Below are 21,595 nucleotides of genomic sequence, written 5' to 3' on the forward strand. Positions count from 1 at the left end.
ATTACCTAAAGGTATAGCTTTTTATGTCTTATAGGAAAGATATTGTGCTACCAAGTATAGTTTGATATTCTATATAAATGAATATAAAAATAACTATATAAGGGTAAGGGATGAATATGCAAACAATAACAAATAACCTAAGAATAAAAAATGTAGTTCTCATAATATTGGGCTGCTTGCTATCTTCAATAGGATTAAATATGTTCATTGTGCATGCAAAACTGTATAGTGGTGGCGTGTCAGGTCTTGCTATCTTAATTCAATATATAACTAAATTTCCAGCTGGTTATACAATAATGTTAGCTAATATACCTCTGCTAGTCATTAGCTTTAAAAAATTAAATGTGAGATTTACGATTTATAGCGTGATAGGTACGATTTGTTATTCAGTCTTTTTAGTTGCTACTAAAGATATGCAAAGTATAATAATCACTAATGATACTTTATTGTATTGCCTATATGGTGGAGTACTAAATGGGCTTGGTATAGGGTTAACATTTGCAAACCACGGTTCTATGGGTGGAATTAATATTATAACAATGCTATTCAAGAAAAAACATGACAATTATGATGTTGGTAAAATTGGGCTTATTTTTAATTGCCTTATATTATGTATAGCTGCATTGTTAAATGGTATATTAATTGCGCTTTATACATTAATATCAATGTATATCACATCAGTTGTAACAGATAAAATTATTCATGGTATGGTAAGAAAAAAGCTTTTGTTTATAATTACTGAAAAAGAGAAAGAAGTATGTGATTATATCATGACTTATATGCATCGAGGAGCTACTATTTTAAATGGGCAAACATTAACTGGTAAAGAAAGGAAAGTTTTGTATTGTATAGTACGTTTATCTCATTTACCAGAGTTAAAATATTCAATACAAAATATAGATAAAGATGCTCTTATTTCTATAATAGATGCTTCCGAGGTTGACGGAAAGGGATTTGATAACAGTATTTTGTAAATATAATAGTAACAAAGGTGAAAGATTATACCACTCAAAGACTTATTAATTTAAGTCTTTTTGTTTTACTTATTTTTACAAAAAGAAATGGCAGTTTTCTTTAGTAAAACATCACATAGTTATAGAAGAAAATTTATATTTAAAGAAAGGGTGTTAATAATGAAAAATAAATTAATAAATATTGCAGTTAATAAACATCTAACTATAGACAGTAGAGAAGTGGCTAAAATGTTGAAGAAGGAACATGGAGTTTCTTCGATGATAATGTTTAAAGTAGTAGATAAAGATGGAAGACAATGTGAATATTCTTTAACAGGACAAACAGCAGCTAATGCAGGTCAACTAGACGGAAAACTTGGAGCAGGAAGAAAGAAAGGTGACAGGAGTATATGTAGTTGAAGTTCCTAAAGTTTTAGCGAATGTTAAAGCTTTTTCTTAAAAGATAATCAATCCAGCTCAGTAATTCAGGGAAATAATAATTTTGCTTTCAATTTGATGAAATAGTTAATAAATAAGAATACTTTACTTTATCTAGTGGTGGAAAGGTAAAAGTAGATACTATACAAAGCACAATTACAAATAGTTATCTAAAAGAGGACAACTTCCTTATTATGGTGGCTTGGAAATGGATTTGTTTTTACCAGATGGAGGTGTAAGTGTAAATGATTTTATGAAAGAAGCAAGAAAAGAAAATTTTGATAAATGGCTAAAAGAGTTTTCTGTTGCTGATGTTAATATGAAAATACCTAAGTTTAAATTAGAGTATGAAGAGGATAATATGAAGGATGTGCTTAAAAATTTAGGTATGCAGCAGGCCTTTGATCCAGAAGAATCAAGCTTAGATGGAATTTCCAAGAGTACTTTTATCAGTGTAGATGAAAAAGGAACAGAGGCAGCGGCTATAACAGTAGAAATTGCATGTGGATTACCTGCACCAGTAGAACATGAGAAGGTTGATTTTGTTGTGATACACCCTTTGTATTTGCTATAAGAGATTGTAAAACAGGAGTTGTAATATTTATAGGGAAGGTGAAAATCCAATAGGATAAATATTATATTGAGAATGATATCTAAAATTTGTTTGGTTATGGTATAGCATAAACAGAATTTAATACTTATTATTAAAAGATCAAATTGAATTTATCCAAAAAGAATATAAAATAAAAAATAATAAAATTTATTGTATATTTACCCCAAATTTGGGCAAAATAATAATATTAGAAGTTGATATTTACAACTTAACTGTATAAAGCAAAACGAAAGAAGTTTTAGAAGCTCTTACACAAACAAAAGCAAAAAATGAATTTTTAGTTGTGTGCAAGTGCTGGCTGCGGGAGAGAATTAAAGAAATAAAATATAGAGATAAAGAAATTAAGGAATATAAAGTTATAAATAATAACTAATATAAGTATCATAAAAATTTTAGATTTTTTAAATATAGTAAAATCAATAGCTAAGATAAAAAAGGTATCCACTACGCTGGATGCCTTTTTTAAGTTCCATAGCAACAAAAACTGTGCCAGTTTTTGTAAGGAGTCAGACTTCTTATAGAGATTAGAAGTTAGCTGACAAGCTCTGCTGCTACAAGATAAGATTATTGAAATAAATAGTAGAAGATATCTAGTATTAGTATGATTTTTCGCAAACGAAAAGACTAGCAGGTACTTAATTATACTAGCCTTTTTAATTTTAGAAGTCATCATTTGGATTCTTAAACAAATCTTTTAAAGCAGTATTTAATGCTGAAGCGTATACGAGTTCTTCAGCATATTTAACTAAAGAATCTGTATCAAAAATATCTTTTTTAAACTTTGATAAGTTTTCTATATCAGTATCATTTACATTAGTTATGTCTAAGACTAAAAATGGGGCATCATCCATTATATTGTCAGCTGTTAAATCAGTGAAAAATTTATATTGAATTCCATTTGTTAGTATACCTAGTTTTACTTCTGGAACAGCATTGAAATATCTAGAAAGTTGAGCATCATGATTTGAAAGTTGCATATTGTTTGTAAGTATAATTTTAGTGATAAAATTGATAAACATCGCATTGCTATTTTAGTTTGTTATAGATGCAATTTGTTGTATAAAAATTGGCTATTTTATTATTTTATGTAAATGAAGTAAAATATAGATGATTATGAATTAATTATTTCAGTTTTTTAATAATTTTAAGGGGGATTGGGTATGAAATTAAAAAAAGTTTTAGTCGCAGCAATTGTATCAATGATGACTCTTTTAACTGCATGTGGAAATAAGCCTGCAAGCAGCAGTGCTCAAAATGCTGCCAAAATAAAAGATGGAGGGAGTATTGTATTTCCTATAAATAGTGATCCTCAGGTTCTTAATCCTATGTATGCTTCAGATAGAGTTACAATGACAATAGACAATGCAATATATTCTCCACTTTTTGTTATGGATGGCAATAAGATAGAGTATTATCTTGCAGAAAGTGTTACACCATCTAGTGATTTTATGAAATATACTTTAAAATTGAAGAAGAACCTTAAGTGGCATGATGGAAAACATTTAAATGCTGATGATATTGTGTTTACAATAAACAAAATATTAGATGAAAAGCAAAATAGTTTCTTAAGGGACTCATTTATTTTTAATGGAAAGCCTGTAGAGGTTTCAAAGCTTGATGATACTACCATTGAATTTAAACTTCCAAGTTTATCCATGGCATTTATGAGTTCTTTATCTCAAATTAGCCCTATACCAAAACATGTATATGAAAAAGAAACGGATCTTTCAAAAAGTGCTAAAAATGATAGTCCTATAGGTTCAGGCCCTTATAAATTTAAGGAAATGAAAAAAGGTGAAAGTGTTACATTAGCAAAAAATGATGATTATGTTGGTGGAAAGCCTCATCTTGATTCAGTTGTATTTAGGGTTATAGCCGATACCAATTCAGCAAATGCTGCTTTTGAAAATGGAGAATTAGGTGCGAAATATGTAGAGCCAAAGGACGCAAGTAAATATAAGAACAACAATAAATTTAATATGGTAACTTATAACGAAGGAATGCTTGATAACATGCTAATAAATTGTTCTAACACTGTGTTAAAAAATAAAGATATTAGACAAGCTATTGCATATGCAATAAATAAAGATGAACTTATAAAAAGCTCTTATATATCTTCAGAATATGCAGAAAAAGCGTACTCAATATTTACACCTGACACACTTTACTATACATCAGATGTAAACAAATTTGAATTTAACCCAAACAAAGCAAAAGAGCTTTTAAGTAAATCAGGAGTAAAGGGATTAAAACTTACACTTATTTATATAAATTCGGATAAAGGTCAGGAGTCACAAGCTCTTGTAATTCAACAAAATCTTAAGAATGTGGGAATAGATGTACAACTTACACCTATGGACCAAGGTGCTTTCTATAAGAAACTATTTAGCAATGGTCCAGCAGATTATGATTTAGCATTTAATTCATATGTTAATGGAACTGAACCTGATGCATACAAAGGAGCATTTATGACAGGACAATTATACAATGGATCAAAATATGAAAGTAAGGATAATGATGATTTATGGAATAAGGGAGCAGTTGAAACAGATAAGGTTAAGAGAAAAGATATATACAAAAAGCTTCAGAAGAATATAGCTGATGATGTTGCCATATATCCTATAGCTTATTCTAAGGCTATAATTGCAGTAAGCAAGAAATATGGAGGAATTAAGGAAGCTAAAACAGTACCTATTTTCATGTTCCAAGATTTATCAAAGCTTTATATTACAGAGTAGTAAAAAGGTAAAGCGGTAGCAGCCAATTAATAGTCGGCTGATACCGGTTTATTTTTTATATGTCTTATAGAATTTAACATTTAATTCAGAAAGGTAGGAAAAATGTTTAAACTTATAATAAAAAGAGTTTTGCAAGCTATTCCAATGCTTATTTTTATATCCATAGTATCTTTTCTACTCATAAAACTTGCACCAGGTGATCCTATTCAATCTTTTATAACCCCTAAAATGAGTGCCAATGACATAGAAAGGATAAGACATAATCTTGGTCTAGATAAACCTATTTATATTCAATATTTTCTTTGGCTTCTTAATGTGCTTAAGGGCAATCTTGGATACTCAATAATAAGTTATAAACCAGTTTTAGGTGAAATAGTTCAAAGGTTACCTGCAACCTTAGGACTTATGGCGTCGTCACTTATTATTTCAGTTATATTAGGTATCATTTTAGGACTTATATCTGCATTCTATAAGAATAAATTTATAGATAATGTAATAACAACACTTTCATATATAGGTATATCTATTCCTAGTTTTTGGTTTGCAATGATATTAATTTATATATTTGCTTTAAAGCTCCACTGGCTCCCAAGTATAGGTATGCATACCACAGGAATTAATTCAATAATAGATATTTTAAAACACGGTATAATGCCATGTGCTGTGCTTTGTCTTCAAAACCTTGCCATTATAACTAGGTATATACGTTCAAATGCAATAACACAGCTTAGTGAAGACTATGTAATTGTGGCTATTGCAAAAGGGTTAAGCAGAAAAGAAGTACTTTATAAGCACGTTTTGAAGAATACAGTACTTCCTATTATAACAATACTAGGTATGTCACTTCCTGATCTTGTATCTGGTGCATTTATAACAGAAACAGTGTTTGGATGGCCTGGTATGGGAAGACTAGGTATTACATCAATATTCAAGTTTGACTATCCTATTATTATGGCAATAACTATGTTTTCTTCCTTATTACTTATTATAGGTAATTTACTTGCAGATATATTGTACGGAATCGTTGATCCTAGAATAAGAAGCATGAGGTGATAAAATGATTGTAAATGAAAGAACTATGACAAATATAAAGATACAATTCAAAGAGAATAAGCTGGGGGTAATTTCCTTATCAATTATAATTATTTTAATAGTCTCATCAGTATTTGCTTTTCTTTCTCCTTATGATGGTAATAAAATTGACATTGGGAGTAGACTTATGCCGCCAAGTATAGAGCATATATTTGGTACTGATGATATGGGAAGAGATTACTTTACCAGAGCACTTTATGGAAGTAGGGTATCTCTTACAGTTGGATTTGCATCTATGATTGTTTCAACTATTATTGGTACTATTACTGGAACAATCAGTGGTTATTTAGGTGGAACAGTTGATAATATAATAATGAGGCTTATTGATATATTAATGTGCATTCCCACTTTCTTCATTATATTAATATTAAATGCTTATTTAAAACCAGGAATACAAAATATCATAATTATAATAGGTCTTTTTAGCTGGATGGGTATGGCAAGAATCGTAAGAGCAGAAACTTTATCATTAAAAGAAAGGGAGTTTGTACTTTGTGCTAAGGTTTTAGGTGCAGGTTCAGGTAGAATAATATTTAAGCATATTATTCCTAATGTTATTCCATCTGTAATTGTTGCTTCTACTATAAATATAGCCACTGCAATACTTATGGAGTCTTCATTAAGCTTCTTAGGGCTTGGGGTCAGGCAGCCTAATTCATCTTGGGGAAGTATGCTCCAAAATGCTCAGGGGTACATTGGTGATGCGGCTAATCTGGCTATATTTCCTGGAATACTTATTCTTTTAACAGTATTAAGCTTTAATGTACTTGGAGATATCTTAAGAAATGCATTTGACCCTAAGGTTAATGAAAGATAACAACAAAAACTGTTCCAGTTTTTGTAACGCCATTTGGAGGAACGTCCCATAGCCATCAACCTAATAATTAAAATTTATTCCAAGTGCTGATGGCTAACATTATTTTGCAAATGTAAAATGAAGAAAAGGCTATAGAAATTCAAAAATCAAGTGTAAGAGTAGCAATAATTAATTATTCTTAAGCTTTTTAGGTATGCTTAGAAATAAATATATACTTGCAAAATTCATAATAAGATTTTTTAACAGTATATCTATAACCATTTGAATGCAATAAAGGCTAGAGAAAGTAATAATATATATAACTATAATGTTAGAGACAACTTTTTGAGTAATAACAATGTATTGGATATTGGGGGTAAATATGGAAAAAGTTTTAGAAGTTAAAAATTTGAGAGTATCATATCATACCTATGCAGGAGAAGTTCAATCTGTTAGAGGGATAGATTTTCATTTAAATAAAGGAGAAACATTAGCTGTAGTCGGAGAATCAGGATGCGGTAAAACTGTAACAGCTAAATCTTTAATGAGATTAATACAAACTCCATCTGGTGAAATAAAAGAAGGTTCAGAAATATTACTTGATGGTAAGAGTATTTTAGATATGTCTAAAAAGGATTTAAGGAAACTAAGAGGAGAAGAAATAAGTATGATTTTTCAAGATCCTATGACATCTTTAAATCCTACAACAAAAATTGGAAATCAAATTGCAGAAAGCTTGATTATACATAGAGGAATAAAAAAAGCTGATGCACTAAAAGAAGCTGAAAAAATGCTGAAGGTGGTTAATATACCCAATGCTGAAAAAAGAATTAACCAATACCCACATGAATTTTCAGGTGGTATGAGACAAAGAGCCATGATAGCTATTGCACTGGCTTGCAATCCTAAAATTTTAATTGCCGATGAGCCAACTACAGCACTAGATGTTACAATACAAGCTCAAATAATAGATCTTATAAAAGAGATTCAAGCTAAGTATGGAACAGCAGTATTAATGATTACCCATGACCTAGGAGTAGTTGCAGATATAGCTAATAGAATACAGGTGATGTATGCAGGAAAGATAATTGAAAGAGGCTCCACAGATGAAATATTTTATAATGCAAAGCATCCATATACCTGGGCACTTTTACAGTCAGTTCCGAGACTCGACACTGATCATAAAGGTAAATTGTATTCTATACAAGGAACTCCTCCAGATTTACTAAAACCACCTGCAGGATGTGCTTTTGCTTCCAGATGTAAATATTGTATGGCTATATGTAGAGAACAATTGCCTGAGTATACAAAAATTAGTGAAACTCATGAAGCCGCTTGTTGGCTGCAAGATCCTGAAGCTCCTGAAGTGAGAAACCCAATACTTGCAAGCAGAGAGGTAGAATGATATGAGTGAAAATATAATAGAAATAAAAAATCTTAAGAAGTATTTTAATGTGGGAAAAGGTTCTATTCTTAAAGCAGTAGATGATGTGAGCTTTAATATAAAAAAAGGTGAAACCTTAGGTCTTGTTGGAGAGTCAGGCTGCGGAAAAACAACTTGTGGAAGAACTATTTTAGGACTTTATTCTGCTACAGGTGGTGAAGTTTTATTTGAAGGGGTTAATATTCATACATTAAAGGGAAAACAAAAAGTAGATTTTACAAAAAAAGCGCAAATGATATTTCAAGACCCTTATGCATCTTTAAATCCAAGAATGATGGTTGGTGATATAGTTGGTGAAGGTGTAGATATACACAATATGTATAAGGGAAAAGAGAGAATGGAAAAGATATATGAAGTATTAGATTTAGTTGGATTAAATAAAGAACATGCATCTAGATTTCCTCATGAGTTTTCAGGCGGACAAAGACAAAGAATAGGTATCGCTAGGTCACTTATTATAAATCCTAAATTTATAGTGTGTGATGAACCTATATCTGCTCTGGATGTTTCCATACAATCTCAAGTAGTTAATATTTTAATTAAACTTCAAAAAGAGTTAGATTTAACATATTTGTTTATTGCCCATGATCTTTCAATGGTTAAGCATATATCAGATAGAGTTGGAGTTATGTATTTAGGGAACATAGTAGAATTAGCATCCAGCTATGAATTATATAAAAATCCAATTCATCCTTATACTAAAGCATTACTTTCAGCTATTCCAATTCCAGATCCTGAAATTAAAAAACAGAGAAATAGAATAATGATTGAAGGTGAAGTTTCAAGTCCAATAAATCCTAAACCGGGCTGTAGATTTGCTTCAAGATGTAAATTTGCAAAACCAGAATGTAAAGAAAAAACACCGGAATTTAAAGAAGTAGAAAAAGATCATTTTGTGGCATGTCATCTCATTTAAATACAGGATGTTTATGATTTTTAGTAACAATTTATTCTATTAAATGTTGATTTTTTTCACGGATTTAGAGTTAAAAGAAGTGCACATCAAGCATTCGAAGTTATAAGAAAAGAATGTAATAAAGGTGGCTTTAAAGACAGAGTATGGTGATAAGTGGTCAAAATCAAAGAAACCTTTAGTATTCTTTGGATATAAAATTAATGATAAAGTTTTAAAAACTGGTTCCTTTGGGGGTTCAAGAAGTATTGATGAAAATACAGAACTTAAGGTTCTTAATTTTCCTGAAACAGGTAAGGAGTATCCAAGTAAGTTAAACTTTAAAATAGAAGCTACTAGTGATGCTTTTAATAAACCATTAGTATGGGATATAAAGGGAGACTTTTCAAAAAACTTTAAGGAAGATATTGAAAAACAGGTAACTATGTCTAAGAATATAGGAATAGATATCAATCATATTGAAGCCAATCCCTTTGGTGCTATTATTAGCAGTAATAAATGGATGGACGGTTTTTACCTCAAGATAGATAACAAGATTTATCCTATATTTGGAGGAGGAAGTGGAAAGGATGACAATTTTTGTACCTTCGTAGAGAATATAAATTGCAATAACATTTCAGTTATAAAGCATACTAAAAAAGAAATAAAAGATGATGTCTTTAAAAATATGACAAAAGAAGAAAATGCAGCGTATTGTGATAAATTAGAAAAAGAATTTGCTAAACTTCCCCAAAAAGAGGAACAAGGCATAGTTTATACAAAAGAAATTACCTTTAAGAATGGAAAAAAAGCTGAAATTTATAACGTGGAGAGAAAAGGTGGAAAGATTCATGTATATATTAAAGGTGATGATAAAAAGCAGGTATTTAATATGCTTTTAAATTTGTATACTAGCACAGGTATTGGAGTTCAAAACATAGGGGACACTGGTGCTGGATATGTTGCAGAATTTGATGATATATCGAAAGATAAGGTGATAATTAAGATGGGGCTTGGTGTATTAGACTGTAATGGAAATTATAGTGAAGAAGAGTCAAAGCTTACATTAAAATAGATTTAAGTATTTTGTTATTATATGGGGATTTTCTGTTTTTGGACTTTGATTAAATCAGTTTTATTCTAATCAGAAGGTTATGGTCCCTTACCTAGTCTATATTCTGATTTTACAAATTATGGGTGGACGAATGAAAAAAATTTACTAAATTCTTGTTGTAGTAATGTTACAAGTATACTATAATTTTCATGTATACAGTTGAAATTTGTAAGATAAAGTATAATAAAATGTAAAATAGGAGAGATACGAATGAAAACAATATGTACTTAACCAATATTAAATCTTCTTAAAAAGTATTTTAAACAATTATGCAACAAAAAAATTGAAAAATCATAGTAACTTATATAGTTGAAAAAGTTGTGTAAGTAGTAAGTATTGATAAATTGATTTATATTGGAGGAGATTATGAAAAACTTTATAAAAGATAAACAGAAACAGATCCCTTTACGCTTTGAATATGTTTTGATAGCACTGGGTATTGTGTATGGTGATATTGGTACATCACCACTATACGTAATGAAAGCAATTGTCTCTGGAAATGGTGGACTTGCCACATTAGATGATAATTTTATTATTGGTGCACTTTCTTTAATTATTTGGACAGTGACCCTATTAACAACTGTCAAATATGTTATGGTTGCAATGCAGGCAGATAACCATGGAGAGGGTGGCATATTTTCTTTATATTCATTGGTAATGAAACGTGCAAAATGGCTTGTAATTCCTGCAATCATTGGAGGTGCAGCATTATTAGCAGATGGTGTTCTTACTCCTGCTGTTACAGTTACTTCAGCAATTGAAGGCTTGCGCGGTATTCCATTGCTTTCAGATTTTATAGGAGAAGGACAAGGAACAATTATATTAATAACTATCGTTATTATTAGTTCTTTATTTCTTGTACAACGTTCAGGAACTAGTTTGATTGGAAAAGCATTTGGACCTATAATGGCCCTTTGGTTTGCATTCCTTGGAGTTATTGGCATATTATCCATTAGATTCAATCCACATGTACTTTTAGCTCTAAATCCTCTTAGAGGTATCCAATTGCTTTTTAGTTCCTATAATAAAGCTGGCTTTATGATATTAGGTAGTGTTTTTTTGGCAACTACAGGAGCAGAAGCTTTATATTCTGATATGGGTCATGTTGGTAAGCTAAACATTTATGGTAGTTGGCCTTATGTTAAAATCTGTTTAATTCTTAATTATTTGGGACAAGGAGCTTGGTTGATGCAAGCACGATTACATCCACAAAATTATCCTGTAACTGAATTAAATCCATTTTTCTCCATGATGCCAAATTCTCTACAACTTTTTGCAGTAATTTTAAGTACATTGGCTGCGATTATTGCTTCACAAGCACTCATAACTGGTTCCTTTACTCTTGTTTCAGAAGCAATCCATTTAGGTTTGATGCCCCATTTGCAAATTCAATATCCCTCTAAAATAAAAGGGCAGATATATATTCCTAAGGTCAATAATCTCCTTTGGATTTCATGCATTGGCGTAGTATTGTTCTTTAAATCCTCAGGAAGAATGGAAGCTGCTTATGGATTAGCAATTACAGCAACAATGCTCATGACCACATTTTTACTGTTCCAATATTTACGCAGCAAAAATGTACCAAATATTTTTTCTGTTCCTTTTCTTGTATTTTTTGGTGCATTAGAAACTTCTTTTTTATTGTCCAGTGCAACAAAATTTATGCATGGTGGGTATGTAGCGGTTCTACTAGCTCTAGCTTTATTTACTGTAATGCTTACCTGGCATAAAGGATACCAAATTGAGCAAAAGCAATCTAAACTTTTCCCAGCAAAGCGTTTTGTGAATCAATTAAGGCAACTAAGAGAGGATATTACTATTCCTTATACTGCCTGCAATCTCGTGTATTTAACAAGCAACGGAAATATGAATCATCTTGAAAGAGATGTGTTGTATTCCATTTTAGACAAACGTCCAAAGCGAGCACAAATTTATTGGTTCATTCATATAGAAGTTGCAGATAAACCTTACACAAGAGAATATAGGATTCAAAATTTTGGCACAGATTTCTGCTTCAAAGTTCAACTAAAATTAGGATTTAAAGTGGACCAACGAATCAATGTTTATATGAGACAGATTATTCATGATCTGATGAAAAGTGGCGAAATAAAGCCACAATCTCAAGTCTACTCTTTGTATGATGAAAAAAATGTAGGTGATTTTATGTTTGTTCTTATCCGAAAAACTTTAGCTCCTGACAGTGACATTTCAGGAATTGACCGTGCCTTTATGAGATTAAAATACAATATTAATAATTACACAGGATCACCAGTTCGTTGGTTTGGACTAGAAAACGCAAGTACCATTGAAGAATCTGTTCCTTTGTTCATGAAAAGTAAAGAAACACATATGTTAACACGAATGGACAATAAAGTCACATACCATGATATTAGAGAGAAAAAGAATGCTTAGGATTTCAATCACAAATTATAACCTATATAGGAATAAATTTTTCCGTTTTTTAATTTATTTGATATAATAAAGGTAATAAAAAACTTAATAAAAACAGGGCGTTGGTAGCACCCTGGAGTGTACAATTTTAGTTGCTTAGGCAACTGATAAAGCTAAGATTATAAAAAAGTAGCCATTACCAATTGCGTCGGTGGGCTACTTTTTTACTTTAACTAAATAGATAATAATATATTTAAAACATCTGGTTATGATAATAGTGAAACCTTTGCGTTTTATATGTAAATGCTAATATAAAAAACATTATGATATTAATCAATTTGTCCAGCAAGTTGAAAATAAAATAGTTAAAAAATTAACGAATCCTAGAAGGAGTTTTATTACTATATGTAGAATAGTTATATATATGGAAGGAGATGTTATTTTATGAAAGAGAAATTCTTATTTCAGAGCGGCGGTAACTTGTTTACTGTAAAAAACAATCAACTAAAGAATTTAGGTAAAGTTCCAGAAAGCGAAAAAGAACAGAATAAGTTATTGAAAAGTTATGGAATAGAGAAGATAAGTAAAATTGCACCCTTTATAAATAAGTTGCCTGAAAATGGATTTGTGGTTTTTAGTAGGTAAATTAATTATATAAATAATAATAAAGTCTAAAGTTGATTAGGAGCATTGTAGCTCCTTTTTATTTTGCAAAGAAAAAGATAACTTTGTTAAAAATTATTTATAAAAAGCATGTATTAAAAGGTAATTTAGTAAAAAGCATAAAAAAGTTGTACCTTGGGAAAAATTTAAAAAGGTATATATTAACACAGAAGGTGGGATAAATTAATGGTTACTATTTCACAAAGAATAGAGAGATTGCCGGTTACGCCAATGCTTTGGAAAGTGCTTTTTTTAACAGGTATAGGTTGGCTGTTTGATGCTATGGATCAGGGAATGGTGGCAGGGGTTATGGCTGCTATAGGAAGAGAGTGGAAGCTTACTCCTGCTGATTTAGGTATGCTGGGGAGTGCTTCAGCAGTTGGCATGGCTATTGGAGCAGCTGTTGCAGGTATGGCCGCTGACAGGTGGGGGAGGAGGACTGTAGTTACATTTACTCTTGTGTTGTATGGATTAGCAAGTGCAGTATCAGGATTTGCAGCTAATTTTGGCATATTACTATTATTAAGATTTTTAACTGGATTGGGACTAGGTGGAGAATTACCAGCAGCCTCTACTTTAGTTAGTGAATTTTCACCTGCTAAATCAAGGGGGCGTATGGTTGTTTTACTTGAAAGCTTTTGGGCTTGGGGATGGATTGTGGCTTCTTTAATTGCTTACTTACTAATTCCTGTTTATGGATGGCGTATTGGTTTCTTTTTAGGAGGAGTGCCAGCACTATATGCAGCTTATCTTAGAAAAGGTATTCCAGAATCTCCAAGGTATTTGGAACAAAAAGGATACTTTGAGGAGGCCAATGAAATTGTAAGCAAAATGGAACAGCAAGCAGGAATAAACAGTAATAGATCTACTGTAAGTAACAAGGTAAAAAGGAAGAAGAATATCACACTTTCAGAACTGTGGTCTAAAGATTATATTAGACGTACTTTTGTACTGTGGACTTTATGGCTTGGTATTAACTTTGGTTATTATGGTTTTGTTCTATGGACTCCTACACTCCTTATGGGTAAAGGATTTAGTTTAGTAAAGGGATTTCAATTTACATTAATTATGAGTATTGCTCAATTACCTGGTTATTATAGTGCGGCTTATTTAATAGAAAGTATTGGTCGTAAGGCAGTTTTAGTAGCCTATCTTTCAGGAACTGCTGTTTCAGCATACCTATTTAGCCAGGCAGCATCTGTTAATAATGTAATTGTTTATGGTTGTTTGCTTTACTTTTTCAGCCTTGGAGCCTGGGGTGCAGTATATGCTTATACACCAGAAGTTTATCCTACGCGGGTTAGAGGCAGAGGAGTAGGCTCAGCAGCTGCAGTTGGACGTATTGGTGCTATTGCTGCTCCTTACATAGTGGGATTAGTATATCAAAGTAAAGGAAAACAAGCTGGATTTGTTTATGTATTTACTATGATTACCATAGTATTTGCAGTAGTAGCAGTGCTTATTGCTTTTGCAGCAGTTGAAACTAAAGGTAGAAGTCTTCATGAAATTAATGAAAAAAATTAATTGAATAAACATTTAATTTGAACCGTAATATAAGTTTCTAAAAAAAATTATAATTAAAAAAATTTAAAAAAAAGAATTATTAATATAAATAATTTACATAATCATAACCTAGGATAGCATAAAAATGTTATAATATCCTTGAGGTGATAATATTGGAAGTTCGTTTAAGTCTAGAACAGTTCAAATTACTTGCACTTCGATATCAAGAAGCTAAGAAAAAAGGAAAGAAGGATTTAGATGGTTATATTGCAGATAGGTCATTACGTATAAAAAAGAGATGCGGGTACTTTAAATGAATATTAACCAATTTAAGGGTACTAACTTTCAGTTGGTACCCTCTTTTTGTATATAAGTTTTATTCTAATTCATTTAAATTGTAAGGTGTTTCTTGGTAAACATAATAGTTCAACCAATTTGAATATAATAGGTTAGCATGTCCTCTCCATTTTACTATGGGGTCCTTTGTAGGATCATCTTGTGGAAAGTAGTTTCTAGGAACTTCTATATCAAGACCTTTATTAACGTCTCTATCATATTCAGACTTTAATGTTAAAGGATCATATTCAGAGTGTCCAGTTACAAAAATCTGTCTTCCTTTTTTTGCTGTAACCATATACACACCGGATTCTTCTGATTCAGCTAATATATTTAAATCAGGAACTTTTTCTATATCTTCCCTTCTAACTTCTGTATGTCTGGAATGAGGTACAAAAAACTCATCGTCAAAACCTCTTAATATTTCAACCTTTTTACCAATAATTTTATGAGAAAATACTCCAAACATCTTTTTTTCAAGTTGATACTTAGGTATTTTATAATGGTAATACAAACCTGCTTGAGCTCCCCAACATATATGCAAAGTTGAATATACATTGTGAACACTCCAATCCATTATTTCTTTAAGTTCGTCCCAATAGTTAACTTCTTCAAAATCCATTTCTTCTACAGGAGCACCTGTAATAATTAAACCATCAAATTTTTGATGGTTAACTTCATCAAAGGTCTTGTAAAAGGTTGTAAGATATTCTTCTGAAATATTTTTAGAAACATGTGTTTTAGGATGTAATAATTCTATTTCTATTTGTAATGATGTATTACCAATAAGTCTTAATAATTGAACTTCAGTGGTAATTTTAGTAGGCATAAGATTTAAAATAGCAATTTTTAAAGGCCTAATATCCTGGTGAAAAGCCCTATGTTCAGGCATTACAAATATATTTTCATTATCTAAAATTTCAAATGCTGGCAAATCATCATTTAATTTTATTGGCACAGTTATCACCTCTTAAATTTTCATTCTAATTTTTCTAATTTTCTGCGTATTGAGATTTATTATAACACAATATTTTATAAAATTGTACTCTAAGGTTGTATTTTACCTGTGAAACATTATATAAAATTGTGTCTGGGTAGTATGAAAATATAACCATAAAAGGTATTGACATATGAAACCATAGTAATTATAATTAAAACATATCAGACAAAAATACTCTGAATTGCAATGATAAAAAGAAGTAGGAGTAAACTTCTGCCTCTGAAAGGAGGTAGGAGTTTTTTATATAAGTTTTATTTGGTAAAAGAATCATTTAATGTAAAAGGGGGCATGTAAATATGTCAAAAACGATTCTTAAATTAGTAAATGTAGCAAAGAAGTTTGATGAACAAAAGGTAGTAAAGGATTTGTCTTTGGATATTGACGAGGGGGAATTTTTAACCATATTAGGTCCTAGTGGATGTGGAAAAACTACTACTTTAAGAATGATTGGCGGATTTGAAAATCCTACAGAGGGAAATATACTTTTAGAAGGAGAACATGTTGAAAATAAACAGCCTTATGAACTTAATATAAATACAGTATTTCAAAACTATGCACTTTTTCCTCATATGAATGTATATGAGAATATTGCATATGGATTAAAAATTAAAAAGGTGAATAAATCAGAAATATCTATAAAAGTTAAAGAAATGTTGAATTTAGTGCAGCTTGAAGGGTATGAAAAGAAAATGCCCAAGCATTTAAGTGGAGGACAAAAGCAAAGAGTTGCCATTGCAAGAGCATTAATTAACAATCCTAAAGTGCTTCTTTTAGATGAACCCTTAGGAGCATTAGACTTAAAGCTGAGAAAACAAATGCAAGTTGAATTAAAAAGGCTGCAAAAGAAGCTAGGTATAACCTTTATATATGTAACTCATGATCAAGAGGAAGCACTTAATATGTCAGATCGTATTGTTGTTATGAATAATGGAGTTATAGAGCAAGTAGGTATCCCAGAAGAAATTTATGAAAGACCTAAAACTAGGTTTGTTGCAGATTTCATAGGAGAATCAAATATATTTGATGCTGTGGTAGAAAAAGTCTGTGGGAATAAAGCAGTACTAAATATAGGAGAGTCAAATCTAATTGTTGAGAATAGAAATTTGAAAATGGGAGATAAAGAGATTATTTCTTTACGACCAGAAAAAATGAAATACTCAACAAATCCAGTAAATAATTTTAACATAAAAGGAATTGTAAAAGAACATAGTTACATGGGAGCTGCTCTTAAATTTATAGTAGTATTACCAAATGATAAGGAGATAATAGTAAGCGACTATGAAAAAAGCTTAAGTGTTCCTGAAGTTGGAAAAGAAGTATTCTTATATTGGGATCAAAAAGATTTAGTATTCATAGGACATGAAGGTGAAAATATAGAAGAAGCAATTCAAGGGGAGGCAGTGACACTATGAGCGCCTTGAATTATAAAGATTTAGATAAAGCTAAAACAGTAAAAAGTAAAAAAATAGATTTTTATAAGTTTACTTTGATTTTTCCAATATCCTTATGGATGATATTACTTGTGGCCATACCGTTAACTTATGTTGTAGTTATAAGTTTTATGCAAAGAGGTGCAGAAGGTGGAATAAATTTTGTTTTTTCCTTTGAAAATTATAAAAGAATGATAAAGCCTCTATATTTTAAAGTTTTTTTTGATTCTTTGGGGATAGCTGCTATAACTACTTTTTTAACCTTTTTGTTTGGATATCCTTTTGCTTATTTCCTTTCAAAAGCACCAAAGAAGCTTCGTATATTTGCACTTATGATGATAATAATTCCATTTTGGACAAATTCACTTATAAGGACGTATGCTTGGATGGCACTACTTAGTACGGAAGGACTCATTAATCATATACTTTTAAATTTAGGATTGATTAAAGAACCTTTAAAATTACTTTATACTTATGGAGCAGTTTTAATAGGAATGGTTTATACCCTGTTTCCATTTATGGTGCTTCCACTTTATAATTCTATTGAAAAAGTGGATAAATCTCTTGTGGAGGCAGCAAAGGATTTAGGAGCAAATAGTTTAAAAACATTTACTACTGTTACTTTGCAACTTACTATGCCGGGAATTATTGCAGGATGTATATTGGTATTTATACCATCTCTGGGGTTGTTCTTCATACCTGATTTAATGGGCGGCAGCAATATTATGTTAATTGGAAACCTTATAAGGAATCAATTTTTAGTTTCAAGAGATTGGCCTTTTGGTGCAGCACTTTCAATTGTCCTTATTATTGTTGCATTAATTCTTATAGGTATTTGTAGGAAACTTACCGGTAAAAAAGTAGATGTGGAGGTTTTCTAATGAATAAAAAAGTTTTTAATTGGATTTCAGTTTTATATACTGCTTTAATATTTTTATTTTTATATGTGCCAATATTTGTAGTAATAGTTTATTCCTTTAATGCATCAAAAAGTAATGCAATATGGGCTGGATTTACCCTTGATTGGTATGAAAAATTATTTGATGATACAAATGTAATGATTGCTTTTAAAAACAGTCTTATAATTGCAGTTTCCAGTACAATAATTTCTTCAGTAATAGGAACTTTAGGTGCTATAGGCTTATATAAATATAAGTTTAAAGGGAAAAGTATAGTTGATATGCTTCTTAATATAGTCATAGTAATACCTGAAATTATTATGGGAATATCACTATTAATATATTTTGCACAGCTTAATGTACCTTTTGGAATAACTACTTTAGTTCTATCGCATGCTACCTTTTGCATTCCATTTGTACTTATTGTAGTAAGAGCAAGATTTGCAGGATTTGATAGTTCTATTGAGGATGCTGCAATGGATTTAGGTGCAAACAGGTTTAAAGTATTTACCAGCATAATTTTACCGCTTATATTACCAGGTATACTTTCAGGTGCCATGCTGGCATTTGCATTATCCTTTGATGATGTAATTATAAACTTCTTTGTATCAGGTTCAGAAAGTACTACCTTGCCAATTAAGATTTTTTCAATGTTAAAGTTTGGATTGTCTCCAGAAATTAATGCACTATGTACAATAATGTTAATTTTTATATTTATCCTCATTATTGTTTCACAAGGTATAAGATTTAAAAGACAGGATAAAAATTTAAACTAATTATATTTAGAGGGGGACTGGTTTTATGTACAAGAAATTATCAAAAATTTTAAGTTTACTGCTTGTAGCAGTACTATCAACATTTGCATTTTCAGGATGCTCAAAATCAACTAGCACATCTAGTAACACACAAAAATCAAGTGAAGAAAAGGTAGTGAATATATTTACTTGGGCAAATTATGTGCCAGATGATGTTGTAAAAAAATTTGAAAAGAAAACAGGAATTAAAGTAAATTATACTAATTTCTCAACTAATGAGGAAATGCTTGCTAAGCTTCAAGCTGTTAAAGGATCACAATATGATGTAGTTATTTGCAGCGACTATATAGTTGAAGTTATGGGAAAACAAAAAGATGTATTAATGCAGCCTATAGATAAAGCAAACATAGCTAACTACAAAAATGTAGATACTAAATATTTAAATCAGGATTACGATAAAGGAAATAAATATTCCATACCTTATACATTAGGTACTCAAATGATTGTTTACAATCCAGATAAAATAAAAACTGAAATTAAAGGTTATAAAGATTTATGGAATCCAGAACTTAAAGGTTCTATGGTACTTGTGGATGATTCAAGAATAGTAATAGGTATGACTCTTAAAAAGTTAGGATACTCAATGAATGAAACTGATAAGACTAAGCTAGATCAAGCAAAAGCAGAATTAAAGAAATTAAGACCTAATGTAAAAGTTTTTGATGCAGATACGCCACATAATAGTCTTATAAGTGGCGATACTAGTATAGGATTTATGTATGGTTCACAAGCATCAGCAGCTGTAAGAGCAAATCCTAAATTAAAAATAGTATATCCTGAAGAAGGAATGAATATAGAAGAAGATAATTTTGTAATACCAGTAAAAGCACCACATAAGAAAAATGCAGAACAATTTATAAACTTCATGCTAGATGGAGAAATAAGTAACGCAGCTACTACAGCTAATGAATATATTAATACTAACCTTGCAGCTAAACAGTTTATGTCAAAGGAATATTTAAATAATAGAGCTGTATTTATTCCAGATGAAAATTTCAAAAAAGGGGAACATTTTAAAGACTTAGGTGATGCAGCTAAAACTTATGATTTAATCTGGTCTGAATTTAAACAACAATAAAATTTTAGGAAGGTGAGAATATGGATATTTATGACTTGTTAATTAAAAATGGAACGCTGATAGATCCAGAAAGTAATACTATGATTCATGGAAATGTAGGTATTAATGAATGTAAAATAGCCATAATCACCAAAGAAAATATATGTGGAAAAAGAGAAATTGATGCACAAGGATATATTGTTTGTCCAGGATTCATAGATATTCATGGTCACATAGATGGTCATAGAGAATGTGGAGAATTGTCTGTATTTCAAGGAGTAACTACAACTATAGGAGGAAATTGTGGCTTTTCTCCTGAGGATTTAAAAAAGTTCTTTGTTGAACAGGATAAAAAAGGTTTTCCAATAAACCAAGCTCAATTTATAGGGCACTTTAATTTGAGAAACAATGTAGGCTTAACAAATCCTTATATAGCTGCAACGGATTTTCAGATAAAGTGCATGGAAAATATAGAAAGAAAACTTTTTGAAGAAGGTGCTATTGGATTATCCTTTGGTTTGGAGTATGCTCCAGGAGCATCTTTTGAAGAAGTTATTGCACTTAGTAGTATTGCTGCTAAATATAAAAAATTAGTAGCAATACACACTAGATTGGATGGCCCAGATGATCTTGATTCTTTAAAGGAAGCTGTAAAAATTGCTGAAATTACAGGTGCAGCAGTTCAAATATCACATTTTGTATATCAGTATGGAACAGGTATAATGACAGAAGCACTTGAAATTGTAGATGATGCTAGAAAAAATGGATTAAATGTATGGGTAGACAGCGGTATGTATACAGATTTTGCTACATCTATAGGTACCAGTGTTTTTGATGAGGATCATATTAAAAAGTTTAATTGGAAATTTAATGATATGTTAGTTTCTACAGGTAAATATAAAGGAGAGAGATTAACAGAAAAGCTCTATAAAGAGCTTAGGGATAACTATAAAAATGAAACTATAGTTTGTTTTACAGGTGTTGAAGATGAAATTTATGAAGTACTCTTAAAGGATTATGTTATGCTATCTTCAGACATAGGGCCTAGCCCTTCTGGAAATAGATCAGAAGGACATCCACAAAATGCAGGAACATTTCCAAGATTTTTTAGAAAAATGGTAAGAGAACAAAAGAGTATTTCTCTTATTAAGGCTATAGAAAAATGTACTCTATTACCAGCAAAGGTTCTTGGACTTACCAGTAAAGGAAGATTGAAAGAAGGATTAGATGCTGATATAGTAATATTTGATATAGAAACAATAAGTGATAAATCTGATTTTCTAGGTAAAGGAAAACCTGATGCTAAACCAGAAGGAATTCATTATGTAATTGTAAATGGAACAATTGTTGTAGAAGATGGTGATATAATAGATGAAGTTTTACCAGGAAAGCCAATAATAGATAAATAGAATAGATAAAAG

The 21,595-nt window shown here is 30.7% G+C and carries 19 protein-coding genes and 1 pseudogene; 18 read left to right on the plus strand and 2 right to left on the minus strand.

Annotated elements, in window-relative coordinates:
* Window positions 1–110: 110 nt before the first annotated feature.
* From Q6H37_RS05800 to Q6H37_RS05810, 3 genes and pseudogenes are all read left to right on the plus strand, one after another.
* Window positions 111–974 (plus strand): YitT family protein, encoded by an 864-nt coding sequence (locus tag Q6H37_RS05800; protein ID WP_318739927.1) that lies wholly within the window; start codon window positions 111–113, stop codon window positions 972–974.
* A gap of 246 nt (window positions 975–1,220) precedes the next feature.
* A pseudogene (locus Q6H37_RS05805) lies at window positions 1,221–1,383 on the plus strand (DUF4352 domain-containing protein); the annotation flags it as partial.
* Between the two features lie 216 nt (window positions 1,384–1,599).
* Window positions 1,600–1,965 carry a serpin family protein gene (locus Q6H37_RS05810; protein ID WP_318739929.1) on the plus strand — a complete coding sequence of 122 codons (366 nt, stop codon included), beginning with the start codon at window positions 1,600–1,602 and terminating at the stop codon, window positions 1,963–1,965.
* Between the two features lie 698 nt (window positions 1,966–2,663).
* Here Q6H37_RS05810 and Q6H37_RS05815 read toward each other — a convergent pair.
* Entirely contained in the window at window positions 2,664–3,023 is a 360-nt protein-coding gene (locus Q6H37_RS05815; protein WP_318739931.1) for a hypothetical protein, read from the minus strand.
* Between the two features lie 141 nt (window positions 3,024–3,164).
* On the opposite strand from Q6H37_RS05815, the gene Q6H37_RS05820 reads away from it, so the two are divergent.
* From Q6H37_RS05820 to Q6H37_RS05865, 10 genes are all read left to right on the plus strand, one after another.
* On the plus strand, window positions 3,165–4,742 hold the full coding sequence (locus tag Q6H37_RS05820) for an ABC transporter substrate-binding protein (RefSeq protein WP_318739933.1): 1,578 nt from the start codon (window positions 3,165–3,167) through the stop codon (window positions 4,740–4,742).
* 102 nt (window positions 4,743–4,844) lie between these two features.
* Window positions 4,845–5,795, plus strand: coding sequence for an ABC transporter permease (locus Q6H37_RS05825; protein WP_318739935.1), 951 nt, complete (start codon window positions 4,845–4,847; stop codon window positions 5,793–5,795).
* A gap of 4 nt (window positions 5,796–5,799) precedes the next feature.
* Window positions 5,800–6,651, plus strand: a complete 852-nt coding sequence (locus tag Q6H37_RS05830) for an ABC transporter permease (RefSeq protein ID WP_318739937.1) — start codon at window positions 5,800–5,802, stop codon at window positions 6,649–6,651.
* 361 nt (window positions 6,652–7,012) lie between these two features.
* Window positions 7,013–8,035 (plus strand): ABC transporter ATP-binding protein, encoded by a 1,023-nt coding sequence (locus Q6H37_RS05835; protein ID WP_318739939.1) that lies wholly within the window; start codon window positions 7,013–7,015, stop codon window positions 8,033–8,035.
* A gap of 1 nt (window position 8,036) precedes the next feature.
* Entirely contained in the window at window positions 8,037–8,990 is a 954-nt protein-coding gene (locus Q6H37_RS05840) for an oligopeptide/dipeptide ABC transporter ATP-binding protein (protein ID WP_318739941.1), read from the plus strand.
* A gap of 124 nt (window positions 8,991–9,114) precedes the next feature.
* Complete coding sequence (locus Q6H37_RS05845; protein ID WP_318739943.1) at window positions 9,115–10,041, plus strand: DUF4179 domain-containing protein; 927 nt, start codon at window positions 9,115–9,117, stop codon at window positions 10,039–10,041.
* Between the two features lie 405 nt (window positions 10,042–10,446).
* Window positions 10,447–12,492 (plus strand): KUP/HAK/KT family potassium transporter, encoded by a 2,046-nt coding sequence (locus Q6H37_RS05850; protein WP_318739945.1) that lies wholly within the window; start codon window positions 10,447–10,449, stop codon window positions 12,490–12,492.
* Between the two features lie 423 nt (window positions 12,493–12,915).
* Window positions 12,916–13,116: a hypothetical protein gene (locus Q6H37_RS05855; RefSeq protein WP_318739947.1), complete on the plus strand. Its 201-nt coding sequence runs from the start codon at window positions 12,916–12,918 to the stop codon at window positions 13,114–13,116.
* A 204-nt stretch (window positions 13,117–13,320) separates the two neighbouring features.
* On the plus strand, window positions 13,321–14,658 hold the full coding sequence (locus tag Q6H37_RS05860) for an MFS transporter (RefSeq protein ID WP_318739949.1): 1,338 nt from the start codon (window positions 13,321–13,323) through the stop codon (window positions 14,656–14,658).
* 152 nt (window positions 14,659–14,810) lie between these two features.
* Window positions 14,811–14,954, plus strand: coding sequence for a hypothetical protein (locus Q6H37_RS05865; RefSeq protein ID WP_318739951.1), 144 nt, complete (start codon window positions 14,811–14,813; stop codon window positions 14,952–14,954).
* 59 nt (window positions 14,955–15,013) lie between these two features.
* Here Q6H37_RS05865 and metA read toward each other — a convergent pair whose 3' ends face one another.
* Window positions 15,014–15,931, minus strand: a complete 918-nt coding sequence (gene metA / locus Q6H37_RS05870; protein WP_318739953.1) for a homoserine O-acetyltransferase MetA — start codon at window positions 15,929–15,931, stop codon at window positions 15,014–15,016.
* Window positions 15,932–16,269: 338 nt separating this feature from the next.
* Here metA and Q6H37_RS05875 point away from each other — a divergent pair, with 338 nt between their 5' ends.
* The 5 genes from Q6H37_RS05875 to Q6H37_RS05895 are packed head-to-tail and all read left to right on the plus strand — an operon-like array spanning window position 16,270 to window position 21,583.
* Window positions 16,270–17,385, plus strand: a complete 1,116-nt coding sequence (locus tag Q6H37_RS05875; protein WP_318739954.1) for an ABC transporter ATP-binding protein — start codon at window positions 16,270–16,272, stop codon at window positions 17,383–17,385.
* Window positions 17,382–18,284 (plus strand): ABC transporter permease, encoded by a 903-nt coding sequence (locus Q6H37_RS05880; RefSeq protein ID WP_318739956.1) that lies wholly within the window; start codon window positions 17,382–17,384, stop codon window positions 18,282–18,284. Before Q6H37_RS05875 ends, Q6H37_RS05880 begins: the two co-directional genes overlap by 4 nt.
* Window positions 18,284–19,078 (plus strand): ABC transporter permease, encoded by a 795-nt coding sequence (locus tag Q6H37_RS05885; protein ID WP_318739958.1) that lies wholly within the window; start codon window positions 18,284–18,286, stop codon window positions 19,076–19,078. The genes Q6H37_RS05880 and Q6H37_RS05885 overlap by 1 nt, the downstream gene beginning before the upstream one ends.
* 25 nt (window positions 19,079–19,103) lie before the next feature.
* A complete protein-coding gene (locus Q6H37_RS05890) occupies window positions 19,104–20,195 on the plus strand; it encodes a spermidine/putrescine ABC transporter substrate-binding protein (RefSeq protein ID WP_318739960.1) in 1,092 nt (363 codons plus the stop codon).
* Window positions 20,196–20,215: 20 nt separating this feature from the next.
* Window positions 20,216–21,583 carry an N-acyl-D-amino-acid deacylase family protein gene (locus Q6H37_RS05895; protein WP_318739962.1) on the plus strand — a complete coding sequence of 456 codons (1,368 nt, stop codon included), beginning with the start codon at window positions 20,216–20,218 and terminating at the stop codon, window positions 21,581–21,583.
* The last annotated feature ends 12 nt before the right edge of the window (window positions 21,584–21,595 follow it).

The organism is Clostridium sp. JS66 (assembly GCF_033561535.1).
In the GTDB taxonomy this organism is placed as follows: domain Bacteria; phylum Bacillota; class Clostridia; order Clostridiales; family Clostridiaceae; genus Clostridium_AM; species Clostridium_AM carboxidivorans.